Annotated in this window: 9 protein-coding genes, 1 tRNA gene and 1 pseudogene; 7 read left to right on the forward strand and 4 right to left on the reverse strand. The window is 65.6% G+C overall.

All coding sequences use genetic code 11. The features are described from left to right. Positions 1–23 precede the first annotated feature (23 nt). On the reverse strand, positions 24–836 hold the full coding sequence (gene murI / locus OR16_RS14205; RefSeq protein ID WP_006158650.1) for a glutamate racemase: 813 nt from the start codon (positions 834–836) through the stop codon (positions 24–26). Positions 837–941: 105 nt separating this feature from the next. Further along, positions 942–2,465, reverse strand: a complete 1,524-nt coding sequence (locus OR16_RS14210) for a fumarate hydratase (RefSeq protein WP_006158651.1) — start codon at positions 2,463–2,465, stop codon at positions 942–944. A gap of 287 nt (positions 2,466–2,752) precedes the next feature. Here OR16_RS14210 and OR16_RS14215 point away from each other — a divergent pair, with 287 nt between their 5' ends. The 3 genes from OR16_RS14215 (at position 2,753) to OR16_RS14225 (ending at position 5,728) form a co-directional block, all read left to right on the forward strand. After that, positions 2,753–3,556, forward strand: a complete 804-nt coding sequence (locus OR16_RS14215) for a hypothetical protein (RefSeq protein WP_043419691.1) — start codon at positions 2,753–2,755, stop codon at positions 3,554–3,556. Positions 3,557–3,713: 157 nt separating this feature from the next. Then, complete coding sequence (locus OR16_RS14220; protein WP_043419734.1) at positions 3,714–4,466, forward strand: response regulator; 753 nt, start codon at positions 3,714–3,716, stop codon at positions 4,464–4,466. Beyond that, entirely contained in the window at positions 4,463–5,728 is a 1,266-nt protein-coding gene (locus OR16_RS14225) for a sensor histidine kinase (protein WP_006158654.1), read from the forward strand. Before OR16_RS14220 ends, OR16_RS14225 begins: the two co-directional genes overlap by 4 nt. A 144-nt stretch (positions 5,729–5,872) precedes the next feature. Here OR16_RS14225 and OR16_RS14230 read toward each other — a convergent pair whose 3' ends face one another. Then, positions 5,873–6,814 (reverse strand): DMT family transporter, encoded by a 942-nt coding sequence (locus OR16_RS14230; RefSeq protein ID WP_006158655.1) that lies wholly within the window; start codon positions 6,812–6,814, stop codon positions 5,873–5,875. Positions 6,815–7,187: 373 nt separating this feature from the next. Between OR16_RS14230 and acs the strand changes: the two genes are divergently transcribed. The 4 genes and pseudogenes from acs to OR16_RS14250 all read left to right on the forward strand — a co-directional run bounded on the left by acs (position 7,188) and on the right by OR16_RS14250 (position 12,367). Continuing rightward, positions 7,188–9,170, forward strand: coding sequence for an acetate--CoA ligase (acs, locus tag OR16_RS14235; RefSeq protein ID WP_006158656.1), 1,983 nt, complete (start codon positions 7,188–7,190; stop codon positions 9,168–9,170). Positions 9,171–9,264: 94 nt separating this feature from the next. After that, positions 9,265–11,302: pseudogene (locus OR16_RS14240) on the forward strand (sodium:solute symporter family protein). A 62-nt stretch (positions 11,303–11,364) separates the two neighbouring features. After that, positions 11,365–11,454 (forward strand) — tRNA-Ser (locus tag OR16_RS14245). A 532-nt stretch (positions 11,455–11,986) separates the two neighbouring features. After that, positions 11,987–12,367: a DUF5594 family protein gene (locus tag OR16_RS14250; RefSeq protein WP_006158658.1), complete on the forward strand. Its 381-nt coding sequence runs from the start codon at positions 11,987–11,989 to the stop codon at positions 12,365–12,367. Between the two features lie 7 nt (positions 12,368–12,374). Here the strand turns inward: OR16_RS14250 and OR16_RS14255 are convergent. Beyond that, a partial coding sequence (locus OR16_RS14255) for an IclR family transcriptional regulator domain-containing protein (protein ID WP_006158659.1) occupies positions 12,375–13,572 on the reverse strand: 1,198 nt, incomplete at its 5' end.

The raw sequence follows: 13,572 nt of genomic DNA on the forward strand, positions 1-13,572 counted from the left end.
ACCAGACGCAGGATGGCGTTGTCTTAGTCGAATGCCGGCGCGGGCTCGATCACCAGGGTTTGCGCCGGCGCGTCCACATGCAGCAGCGCCGCAGCCATGGCGCGCAGATGGGCGGCGTCCTTGGTCGAGGTGTAGCGGTCGTTCGGCACCGCATCGGCGCTGGCGGCCATGCCGTGCTCGGCCAGCTTGCGCCGCAACTGCCGCGCGATGGCATCGCCGGTATCGACCAGCGTAAGGCGCTCGCCTACCAGCTCCCGCACAGTCTCGGACAGGAAGGGATAGTGGGTGCAGCCGAGCACCAGTGTATCGGCGCCGGCTTCGAGCATGGGCGACAGGTAGGCGGTGAGTTTCTCGCGCACGGCCGGGCCGGCCACATCGCCTTGCTCGATCAACGGTACCAGCCCGACGCCGGCCTCGCAGAGGAAACGGCTCTCGCCTTCCAGCGAGGCAAGCAGGCGGCCGAACTTTGCGCTTTTCAGCGTGTTGGCCGTGGCCAGCACGCCGACCACCTTGCTGCGGCTCGCTGCGGCGGCGGGTTTCAGGCCGGGCTCGACGCCGATGATCGGCAGCGTCAGCCGTTCGCGCAGTGTGTGGATCGCATGCATGGTGGCGGTGTTGCAGGCGATCACCAGGGCCTTGCAGCCCTGCGCCACCAGCCATTCGCAAACCTGCAGCGTGCGCGCCTCGACAAAGCGCTCGGGCTTTTCGCCATAGGGCGCGTACTTCGAGTCAGCCACGTAGATCAGCGATTCATGCGGCAGCAGGGCGCGGATTTCGCGCAATACGGACAGGCCGCCGAGGCCGGAATCGAAGATGCCGATAGGTGCGTTGTTCACGTTTGCGTAGTGCGTTGTGCGTAATCAGGAAGATGAGTAGCAAAAAGCCGGGTCGGAAGACCCGGCTTTTTGTTCACAGCATGGCTGTCACGGCGTGGCCGGCCTTTACAGCGCAGCAACCGGGATCTTGCCAATCTTGGCTTGCCATTCGGCGGGGCCGGTCTTGTGCACCGAGGTGCCTTCGCTGTCCACGGCCACCGTCACGGGCATGTCCTTGACGTCGAACTCGTAGATGGCTTCCATGCCGAGGTCTTCGAAGCCGACCACCTTGGCCTCTTTGATCGCCTTGGCCACCAGGTAAGCCGCGCCGCCGACCGCCATCAGGTAGGCCGACTTGTGCTTCTTGATGGCCTCGATCGCCACCGGGCCGCGCTCGGCCTTGCCGATCATCGAGATCAGGCCGGTCTCGGCCAGCATCATCTCGGTGAACTTGTCCATGCGGGTCGCGGTGGTCGGGCCTGCCGGGCCGACGGCCTCGTCACGCACCGGATCGACCGGGCCCACGTAGTAGATCACGCGGTTGGTGAAATCGACCGGCAGCTTTTCGCCCTTGGCCAGCATGTCGGCGATGCGCTTGTGCGCGGCGTCGCGGCCGGTCAGCATCTTGCCGTTGAGCAGCAGGGTCTGGCCCGGCTTCCACGAAGCGACTTCTTCCGGCGTCAGCGTGTTCAGGTCGACGCGCTTGGAGGTCTCGGTGTTCGGTGCCCACTCGACCTTCGGCCAGGCCGACAGGTCAGGCGCTTCGAGCTTGGCCGGGCCGCTGCCGTCCAGCGTGAAATGCACGTGGCGGGTGGCCGCGCAGTTCGGGATCATTGCCACCGGCTTGGAAGCCGCGTGGGTCGGATAGCCCATGATCTTCACGTCCAGCACGGTGGCCAGGCCGCCCAGGCCTTGCGCGCCGATGCCCAGCGCATTGACCTTCTCATACAGCTCGACGCGCATTTCCTCGATCCAGTCCTGCGGGCCGCGAGCGATCACGTCCTGGATGTCGATCGGGTCCATCAGCGATTCCTTGGCCATGACCATGGCCTTCTCGGCAGTGCCGCCGATGCCGATGCCCAGCATGCCCGGCGGGCACCAGCCGGCGCCCATGGTCGGCACGGTCTTGAGCACCCAGTCGACGATGGAGTCGGACGGGTTGAGCATGACGAACTTGGACTTGTTCTCCGAGCCGCCGCCCTTGGCCGCCACCTGGATGTCCACCGTATTGCCCGGCACCACTTCGTAGTGGATCACGGCAGGGGTGTTGTCCTTGGTGTTCTTGCGGCCGCCTTCGGGCGGGCTCACGATGGACGCGCGCAGCACGTTGTCCGGGTTGGTGTAGCCGCGGCGCACGCCTTCGTTGATCATGTCCGACAGGCCCATGGTGGCGCCATCCCAGCGCACATCCATGCCGACCTTGACGAAGATCGTCACGATGCCGGTGTCCTGGCAGATCGGGCGCTTGCCTTCGGCGCACATGCGGCTGTTGGTCAAGATCTGCGCGATCGCATCCTTGGCCGCGGGACTCTGCTCCAGCTCATAGGCACGGCCCAGGCTGGTGATGTAGTCCATCGGGTGGTAGTAGCTGATGTATTGCAGGGAGTCGGCGACGCTCTGGATGAGGTCTTCTTGTTTGATGACAGTCATTTTTGTGGGGAGGACAGTCGAGGGGAAATTCAGCCCGAAATCATACACCTAGCGAGGGGGGGATGCCGGATTGCATGCGCTTGTCGACAGTACTGAGGGTGCGCTTTGCTGCGCATGGCCGGCCGATGCGCGTCACCTGCCGCGAAGCGCATCCTCCCTGCCTGGGACCTTTGCCTTACAGGGCCTTACGGGGAGGCGAAATGGCCCCGATTCCGTTTTCTCCTTGGACAATGTTCCCGGTGGGCCGGCGGTTATCTTGGCATCTCCTCAATAACGGAGATGTGATCATGACCTTGAGCGCAATTGGCAGCAACACGTCGCTGTCCAGCCTGTTCCAGACGCAGTCCACCACCAAAAGCTGCGGTAGCCAGGATGCGACGAGCGGCAGCGACACCAGCAACTCGGTCAGCAATCCAGCCGATGCGCTGATGCAGGCACTTCAGCAAACGCTGGCGCAGCTGGGCATCACGACCGCGTCGTCCAGCACGGACAGCTCGACGACCGCGGCGTCCGCCATTTCCTCCACTTCCGCCACTTCCGCCAGCACCGCTTCGGACGCCGCCGCCAGCAACGCCGCCACCGCGTCCAGCGCGACGGACAGCACGGATGCGTCCGGCAACGCGGTGCAGGCCTTTGTCGGCGCGTTGTTCCAGGCACTTGCTGCCCAGGCTGCCGGCACCACCGCGAGCCAGGGCACAAGCGCCGCGGCCAGCGCCGCCAGCACGACGGCCAGCACCGTGGCCAGCGCCACCGGGACCGACGCCACGCAGACGGCGCAGGCGCCGGCTGCCGCATCCGGACATCACCACCATCACCACCATTACCAAAGCCTCAGCTCGGATCTGTCCAGCCTGGCGCAAGAGGCCGGCGCCAGCACCACTTCGTCCACCGGGACCAGCGCGGACGGCGCCAGCAGCTCGGCCGCAACGACGCTCGGGACCCTCGAGACGGATTTTTCCGCGCTACAGCAATCCGGTAGCTCGGGATCGACGGTATCCTTGCAGTCGTTCCTGCAAACGCTGTCGGCCAACCTGAGCAGTGGCAAGGGTACGATGAGCACCGTTGGTAACTTCGTCACCACGCAGGCATAAAACACCGCTTGGATGGCCGGTGCCGGCATTGCCGGCCACCGTGCCGCGCACGCCGCTCCCGGTCGGCGTGCGTACGCCTTCACCTGCGGAACCCCTATGGCGACGGACAGGCAGCCGCTTCATTTCGTGCAGGCGCCTGGCTCGCCAAACTATGTACATGACTCCTCACGTGCTTCTCGTCGACGACGACCCCGTCGCCTGTGATCTGCTGTCACGCATCCTGCTATCGAGCGGCATGACGGTGTCGGTGCTGCATGATGGCTACGACCTGTCGCGCCGCCTCACGCAAGAGCGGCCATCCGTCGTGCTGCTCGATATCATGATGCCGCGCAAGGACGGGCTGAGCGCGTTACGGGAAGTGCGCGCGGCCGGCGACGATGTGCCCATGATTTTTCTGTCGGCGCGCGGCGAGGCCGCCGACCGTGCCGCGGGCCTGGAGCTTGGCGCCGACGACTACCTGCCCAAGCCATTTTGCTCGCGCGAATTGCTGGCGCGGATCCACGCGGTGCTGCGCCGCCGCCCGCAGGCCCCGGGTAGCGCGCCCGAGCGGCGCCTTTCTTACAGCTTTGGCCCGTTCGACGTCGATTTTTCCGTCCGTATCCTGACGCGGGACGGCGAGCGCCTGCCATTGCGCGATACCGAATTCGCCATGCTCAAGGTCTTCACCGGCCACCCCATGAAAGTGCTTTCGCGTGCCCGGCTGCATGACCGTCTCTATGGCTCGGACATGCATTTCCGCGACCGCAGCCTGGATGTGCCGGTTTGGCGCTTGCGCCGGGTGATTGAAGATGATCCATCGGTACCCCGTTATATCCAGACAGTGCGGGGCCGCGGCTATGTCTTTGTTCCCGGGCTCGACGCGTTCTGCGCTGACGAAGCCGATGACGTCGATGAAGCGCCGGACGCATGAAGAATCCGTTCAATACGCTGTTCGGGCGCATGGCGGTGCTATCCGTATCCGTGCTTGTCATCGTTCATCTGGGCTGGACCGCGCTCATGTTCCACCTGCGCCCGCATGGCCAGGCGGAAGGCATGGCGCGGGGCATCGTGCTGGCACTGGGCACGCTCGACGGGCGGCCGGGCGCCGGCGCGGGGCGCAAGCCGGGCGCTGCCATCCGGCTTGCCGCGCCTGGCACCGAGCCCGCCGCCGGCCCGCTGCCGGAGCATGGGCCGCTGCGCCATCTGTTGCGCGACCTTCGGCAAGGGCTTCCCGCGGGGTCGGAGCTGCGGGTGGACCAGGCTTGGCCGCCGCACCTGTGGGCGCGGCTTCCCGGGCAGCCCCACTGGGCCGTCATGGCACTGGACATGCGGCCGCCGCCATTGCCGCCGTTCGTCTTTGAAACCACCGGCATGCTGGTCGCAGCGATCCTGCTGTCCTTGTTCGTGGCATGGCAGATGCAGCGCCCGATTGCCCGCGTGGCCGGTGCCGCGCGGGAGCTTGGCGATGGCGGGAGCGCGGCGCTGATTCCGGTGACGGGCCCGTCCGAGTTGCGCTATCTCGCCGAGTCCTTCAACGACATGATGCGCAGGCAGGCGGAGAGCCGCGAGAACCAGGCCGTCATGCTCGCCGGCGTGGCGCATGACCTGAAGTCGCCGCTGACCCGGCTGCGCCTGCGCGCCGACGTGCTGGCGGATACCGCGGAGCGCGGCGGCTTTGTGCAGGACATCGACTCGATCACCCATATTGTCAACCAGTTTCTCGAATACGCGAACGAGAGTCCCGATCCCGGGCCGGCCATCGAGGTCGACGCCTTCCTGCGCATGCAGTTTTCCGGCGCATTGTTCCAGTTGCGCCTGGATGCCGGCCCGCAGTGCGTCCTGCCGCGCACGCTGGTGGACCGGATGGTCACCAACCTGGTGGACAACGCGCTGGAGTACGGCATGCCGCCCATCCAGATCGAGACCAGGCGGCAAGGCGATCGCTGGCATATCGTGATACGCGACCATGGCGAGGGCATGCCGGACGCGCAGGTCGAGGTGGCCATGCGTCCCTTCGTCAGGCTTGATACGTCGCGCGGCGGTGACGGGCATTGCGGCTTGGGGCTGGCGATCGTCAGCCGCCTGGTGGAGCGGATGGGAGGGCAATGCCTGGCTAGTAATGCTGCAGGGGGCGGCTTTCAAGTCTCCCTGGTGCTGCCCGTGCCGCACCCGCCAGCTCATCCGGCGGCATGAGGCGCTGGCCGCTGGCCGCTGGCATAAGGCGGCACCCCTTCAGCCTGCCGTGCCCAGTCCGTTTTGGTGGCTGCCCAAATGCGGGGGGGGCGGGATCGTGCACTGCGCAGATTTCGCAGATCCGGGGGCTTTGCCAGCGCGGGCCTAGTCGGCATTGCGCGCCTCTTTCCTGCTGGCGAGCCATGCCCGGCGGGCCAGCGGCCCGGGCCAGCTCGCCAGGGCGATGCCCGCCAGCACGCAGGCGAGCGCGACGCCGTGCGGCCAGCCCGGCGTCTCCCCGAGGAACACGATGCCATAGGTGGCGGCCGCGATCGGCAGCACCGCCGTGAACACGCCCGCCATCTGCGCTGGCACGTGGCGCACGCCTTTCATCCACAGCCAGAATGAGAAGATGCTGGCCGACAGCGCGTACCAGAGCAGCATCCACCATATGCTCATCGGCACCGATGCCATGTCGAAACTCAGCAGCGGCATCAGGCCCAGCGGCAGCATCAGCAATCCACCGATCAGGTGGGTGTAGGCGCAGATCTCGATGGCGGCCAGGGTCTGCGCCAATCGCCGCGAGAGGATCACGTAGATCGACTCGCAGATCACCGCGCCCATGATCATCAGGTTGCCGAGCAGCGCATGCTCGCCGCCGCTGCCACCGGCGCCGCCGCCATGCTCCGTGCCACGCGCCACGTTCAGTACCGCGATGCCCGCCACCGCCAGCAATACCGAGAACACCGTACGCCGGGACAGCCGTTCGCGCAGGATCAGCCAGGAGAGCAGGGCCACCGTGGCCGGGATGGTGCTGGTGATCACGCCCGCCGCCATGGCGCTGGTCAGCCTCACGCCGCCCAGCATCAGCAGCGTGAACAGGAACGTTCCGAAGAAGGCTTGCAGGAAGAGATTGAGCCACTCGCCGCGCGACACCGCGCGCATGCGTGCCGGACGGTACCAAGGCGCCAGGCAGGCAATGGCGATGGCGAAGCGCAGCAGCGCGAACAGCAGGATCGGTACGTAGGCAACGATGGCTTTGCCCAGCCCGACATTGCTGCCGACAAGGGCCATTGCGGCAATCAGGAAGAGGGCGTGGATGGGCACGGGGTCTGGGGGGCGGCGCGGTTTGGCCGGGATCTGGCCAGGGTTTGGCGAGCACCGGCCGGTGCTCGCGGTGGCGTGTTGCGCTGAGCGTTTCTGCCAGCGAAGTTCCGCAATGCCGCAGCGCCGCGTTCGGGATAGGGCTCGGGGCATTATAGCTGTGCTAGCCTAATGGAGAAGACTGCACATCCCTACCCGCGAACCTGGTCGCGCGCCGTGCCCGACGGCTCTCCATGGTGCGTCGCATGGTGCGACGCAGCAAAAGGCGCGCGAGCGCCGGCACGCAAGCGGGTTGGGTTTGGCAGCGTCAGGTTTAAGTAAGCCGTCGAGCGTAAGTTCGCAGCCAGGCAGCCACGCAATATCAGGAGACAAGCAAATGTCCGCCATCGAGTCCGTGATGCAGGAGCATCGCATTTTCAATCCCCCGGAGTCGTTCGCCAAAGCCGCCGCGATCCCCAGCATGGAGGCTTACCAGGCCTTGTGCGCCGAAGCCGAGCGCGACTACGAGGGTTTCTGGGCACGCCACGCCCGCGAGCAGCTGCACTGGACCAAGCCCTTCACCAAGGTGCTGGACGAGAGCAATGCGCCGTTCTACAAGTGGTTCGAGGACGGTGAGCTCAATGCCTCCTATAACTGCCTGGACCGCAATCTGGACAATGGCAATGCCGAGAAGGTGGCCATCGTCTTCGAGGCGGATGACGCTACCGTCACCAAGGTCACCTACCGCCAGCTGCATGCCAAGGTCTGCCAGTTCGCCAACGGCCTCAAGGCGCTGGGCATCAGGAAGGGCGACCGCGTCGTCATCTACATGCCCATGTCCATCGAAGCCGTCGTGGCGATGCAGGCCTGCGCGCGCCTCGGCGCCACGCACTCGGTGGTGTTCGGCGGCTTCTCCGCCAAGTCGCTGCAAGAACGCCTGGTGGACGTGGGCGCGGTGGCACTGATCACCGCCGACGAGCAGATGCGCGGCGGCAAGGCGCTGCCGCTCAAGGCCATCGCCGACGAAGCGCTCACGCTGGGCGGCTGCGAAGCCGTGAAGAGCGTGATCGTGTACCGCCGCACCGGCGGCAAGGTCAGCTGGGCCGAAGGGCGCGACCGCTGGATGGACGATGTTGCCGCCGGCCAGCCGGAAACCTGTGAAGCCGAACCCGTCAGCGCCGAGCACCCGCTCTTCGTGCTCTACACGTCGGGCTCAACCGGCAAGCCCAAGGGCGTGCAGCACAGTACCGGCGGCTACCTGTTGTGGGCGCTGATGACGATGAAGTGGAGCTTCGACATCAAGCCCGACGACCTGTTCTGGTGCACCGCCGACATCGGCTGGGTCACCGGGCATACCTATATCGCCTACGGCCCGCTGGCCGCCGGCGCCACGCAGCTGATGTTCGAGGGCGTGCCTACGTATCCCAACGCCGGCCGTTTCTGGGACATGATCGCGCGCCACAAGGTCAGCATCTTCTACACCGCGCCCACGGCGATCCGCTCGCTGATCAAGGCGGCCGAGGCCGACGAGAAAATCCATCCCCGGCAATATGATTTGTCGAGCCTGCGCCTGCTGGGCACGGTGGGCGAGCCCATCAACCCCGAAGCCTGGATGTGGTACTACCGCAATATCGGCGGCGAGCGCTGCCCGGTGGTCGACACCTTCTGGCAGACCGAGACCGGCGGCCACATGATCACGCCGTTGCCGGGCGCCACGCCGCTGGTGCCGGGCTCGTGCACCTTGCCGCTGCCGGGCATCATCGCGGCCATCGTCGACGAGACGGGGCAGGACGTGCCGAACGGCAGCGGCGGCATCCTGGTGGTCAAGCGTCCGTGGCCTTCGATGATCCGCACCATCTGGGGCGACCCGGAGCGCTTCAAGAAGAGCTACTTCCCGGAAGAACTCGGCGGCAAGCTATACCTTGCCGGCGACGGCTCGATCCGCGACAAGGACACCGGCTACTTCACCATCATGGGCCGCATCGACGACGTGCTCAACGTCTCGGGCCACCGCATGGGCACGATGGAAATCGAGTCCGCGCTGGTGTCCAACCCGATGGTGGCGGAAGCCGCGGTGGTGGGCCGCCCGGACGACATGACCGGCGAGGCCATCTGCGCCTTCGTGGTGCTCAAGCGTTCCCGTCCGAACGAGGAAGAGGCCAAGCAGATCGCCGCGGAGCTGCGCAACTGGGTGGGCAAGGAGATCGGCCCGATCGCCAAGCCGAAGGACATCCGCTTCGGCGATAACCTGCCCAAGACGCGTTCCGGCAAGATCATGCGGCGCCTGTTGCGCTCGCTGGCCAAGAACGAAGAGATCACCCAGGACACGTCCACCCTGGAAAACCCCGCCATCCTGGATCAGTTGAAGCAGGCACAATAACGCGGTAACGCGGTCATCCGCCCCCTGCCGGCACGCCTTGCGCGTGACGGCAGGTTCCTTGCTCGCCCAACCCGCCTGCCCAATCACTGCTCCCATGCCTGACGAACAGTCGCGCTTTCGCCGACGGCTGCTGCTGTACTACGGCTTGTTCACGATAGGCCTGTTTGTCTTCATCGGCATGATGGGCCTGCTCGAGCATTCCAGCGGCGATGCCCTCTGGCTCGGCTACGTCTTTCTGTTCGTCACCATCGCCATCTATGCGTGCATCGGGCTGATCTGCCGCACCTCCGACCTCAATGAATACTATGTAGCCGGCCGGCGCGTGCCCGCGCTGTTCAATGGCATGGCGATCGCGGCCGACTGGATGAGCGCGGCATCCTTCATTGGCCTGGCCGGCATCCTGTTCGCCTCGGGCTACGAAGGCCTGGCCTACGTGATGGGCTGGACCGGCGGCTATTGCCTGGTCGCGTTCCTGCTCGCGCCCTACCTGCGCAAGTACGGTGGCTACACCATCCCCGATTTCCTCGCCGCACGCTATGGCAATGGCAAGCCCGGCGGCAACATGCCGGTGCGCGCAATCGCGGTGATGGCGGCTTCGCTATGTTCCTTCGTCTACCTGGTGGCGCAGATCCATCGTCACGCGCTTTATCGGCGTGGAGTTCGCCGTCGGCGTGTTCTTCGGCCTGGCCGGCATCCTGGTGTGCTCCTTCCTTGGCGGCATGCGCGCGGTGACCTGGACCCAGGTCGCGCAATACATCATGCTGATCGTGGCCTTCCTGGTTACGGTCAGCATGATCGCGTGGAAGCACCATCACGACCCGCTGCCGCAGCTGAGCTACGGCACGCTGCTGCAGCAGCTCGACACGCGCGAGCGCAGCATCGAGCGCGACCCGGCCGAGCAGGCCGTGCGCGAGTACTACCGCCAGCAGGCCATCCAGATGCAGGACCGCATCTCGCGGCTGCCGCACTCGTTCGACGAGGAGCGCAATGCGCTGTCCGCGCGCTTGCAGGAGCTGCGCTTGCGCAACGCACCGCTGCGCGAGATCAAGACGGTGGAGCGCGAACGGGTCGAGTTTCCGCGTGACATAGCGGCGGCGCAGCAGCAATGGAACCAGCGGCGCGAAGAAGCCCTCGCGCGCAGCCAGCCTTCCACGCCGTCGACCGAGCCTTATCCGTCGCCCTCGGAGGCGGAGCGCAAGACCAAGCGGCTGAACTTTGTGCTGCTGGTGTTCTGCCTGATGCTAGGCACCGCCAGCCTGCCGCACATCCTGACGCGGCTCTACACCACGCCGTCGGTCAAGGAGTCGCGCAACTCCGTGGCGTGGGCGGTGTTCTTCATCGCGCTGCTCTACGTCTCCGCGCCCGCACTTGCGGCGCTGGTCAAGTACGAGTTCTTCCAGCACCTGGTCGGCACACCGTACGCGGAACTGCCGCAGTGGGTGGTGCAATGGCGCAAGGTTGACCCGCCGGTGTTCGGCATTCGCGATGTCAATGGTGACGGCATCGTGCAATGGGCGGAGATCCTCATCCAGCCCGACATGATCGTGCTGGCCGCGCCGGAAATCGCCGGCTTGCCCTATGTGGTCTCGGGGCTGGTTGCCGCCGGCGCATTGGCCGCGGCGCTGTCCACCGCCGACGGCCTGCTGCTCACCATTGCCAACGCGCTGTCGCACGACGTTTTCTATCACATGGTCGACCGCACCGCGAGTCACCAGCGGCGCGTCACCACCGCCAAGATCGTGCTGCTGGGCGTGGCGCTGTTTGCCTCTTACGTCACCTCGCTGCGTCCCGGCAATATCCTCTTCCTGGTCGGCGCGGCGTTCTCGCTGGCTGCGTCCAGTTTCTTCCCGGTGCTGGTGCTGGCGATCTTCTGGCGCCGCACCACGGCGGCGGGCGCAGTGGCCGGCATGGTGGCCGGGCTCGGGGTGGCGGTCTACTATATCTTCGTCAACTACCCGTTCTTTACCCGCATGACCGGCATTTTCGGCAATCGCTGGTTCGGCGTGGACCCGATCGCCTCCGGTGCGTTCGGCGTGCCCGCGGGCTTCGCTGTGGCCATCCTGGTCAGCCTGCTGACGCCGCGCAACGCACCGGTGATTGACCGTCTCGTAACCTACTTGCGACGCGGATAGGGCCTTCGGTCACGAAACACTAGATTTGCGAAACAACACTCTGATATACTCGCGGACTTGCTGGAGAGATGGATGAGTGGTTTAAGTCGCACGCCTGGAAAGCGTGTATAGGTTAATACCTATCCGGGGTTCGAATCCCCGTCTCTCCGCCAGAACAACGGAAAAAGCCCTTGATATTCAAGGGCTTTTTCTATTTCCGGGTCAGGGGCGCTATTTCAGGTCAGGGGCGCTATTTCCGGTTCAGGGGCAGCGCACACTGGGCACTGGCAGGGGCGGACTCGGCACGCATAAAAAAAGCACCTGTAACAGGTGCTTTTTTATTTCCCGCGGTTGAGAGGGGGAGGGGACCGAACCGGGTCGGCAAACTCATTGGGATCCGGTTCGGACTTGCAAGCCTAATCGGCTTGCTCGATCTCACTGCCATCTTGGCCAGAGGATCATCTGCCACTTACCTTCGCTTTGCTACTGCGTGTCTCAGTCGGCAGGACTCCAGTATAGGTCAGCAGAAGTTGGGGTCAACCTGAGTTTAAGGACGGGATGTCGGGGGCTCTCATGGACGGCTTTTGCCGGCGGGCCATTGCGCTTGTGAGTCCCGCTGCACACGGCACGCCCGCGAGTATTCCCCATGCCGTCGCGGCAAAGGCGCCATGCTACGATCGATAAACAATCGGGATGAGACACTCAGTGAGCCAAGACATTGCAGCGCGCTTCAACGCGGAGTTGGCCCCGCGGATTGCCGAAACCATCGCGGCGTTGTTCAAGCGCCGTATCCGTGTCGAGGTGGTGCCGGACGAGAGGGCTGGCCGCGCTGCGCGCGTCCACCTTTCCGGCGAGCCCCTGGATGAGCCGCGGCGGTTCGCGCAGCAGTTGAACGTCTACCTGTCATGGGACGGCCTTGAGGTTGAGGCGCTGTTCGCTGCCGGTGGCGCGGAAAAATTCGAGCACTATCTAGCTGCCCTTCCGGGCAAGATGCGCGCCTGGCAAACGCCCCGGCAAATCGATTTCGGGACCCGTTCGCAGGCGGATCCCACCGTGCTGCTCGGTGGGCTGGATTTCGAGCATTGAACGGTCGTCACCGCATGCCCAGCAGCCTCTCCACGTTTCGCGCCAGATCGAGCAGCCCCGGTGTGACTTCGCGCTCGCGCGTGGCGAATGGCCTGGCCTGTGCCGATACCCCGCAGTTGAAGATCAGCCATTGCGAATCCACTGGCCGGAACAGCGGCACGGCAAAGGCATAGACATCGCTGCGCCATTCGCCGCGATTCACGCAGTAGCCCTTGGCTTCGAAATCCAGCCGCAGCCGGGACAATTGCGGCTGGAAGCGCAGGAAGGCATCCGGGTCTTGCAGGCGCAGGCGATTGAGCACGCTTTCGCGCTCTTCGGCGGGCGCCTTGCATAGCCAGGCCTTGCCGATGGCGGTGGTGAGCATGGGCAGCGCGGCGCCGATATCCGGCGTGACGACCAGGCTGTCGGTGGAGCGGGCGGTTTCCACATAGATCATCTGCGTGCGGTCGCGCATGCCTAGCGACACCGCGCCACCGATGCGATCGGCAAGTTCTTTCATCAGCGGCCGCGCGATCTGCCGAATATGCATGCTGGCCAGCAGCGGGTAGCCGAGCGAGAGCACGGGCGCGCCGAGCCGGTACTTTGCCTGCGCGGCGTCGCGGCGCAGATAGCCAAGCACGGTCAGCGTGTGCGTGAGCCTGGCCACGGCCGGCCTGGACTGGCCGGTGCGCTGCGCGAACTCCTTGTTGCCGAGCAGGGACTCGCCCGGACGGTAGGCCAGCAGGATGTCGATGCCATGCGCGAGCGTGGTGGCGAACTGGCGATCGCCGGTATCGGGTTCGTCGGCCACGGGCGTGCCGCGCGGCGTGACTTGCGAGGCGTCGCATGTCATCCTGGCGCTCGGCGCCCCGCAATTGAAGACCAGTATCTCGCCATCGATCTCGGCGCGCATCGGCACGGCTACGGCATGCACGTCGCGCTGCCATTCCCCGCGCGACAGGCAGAAACCGAGCGTGGCGAAATCGCGCGCCGCGGCATCCAGCGCGGCGGCGTGCGCCTGCCATTGCTCGGCATCGCTGGCGCGCAGCGCTGCCAGTACCGGCTCGCGCTCGCCGGGAGAGGCCTGGCAGAGCCAGGCGCGTCCGATGGCGGTGGGGAGCATGGGCAGCGAGGCGCCGATATCGGGCCGGAAGGCGATGGCGTCGTGTCCGCGGCTGGTTTCCACGTAGACCATTTGCAGCCGGTCGCGCAGGCCCAGCGAACCG

Source organism: Cupriavidus basilensis OR16, assembly GCF_000243095.1.
Classification (GTDB): domain Bacteria; phylum Pseudomonadota; class Gammaproteobacteria; order Burkholderiales; family Burkholderiaceae; genus Cupriavidus; species Cupriavidus basilensis_D.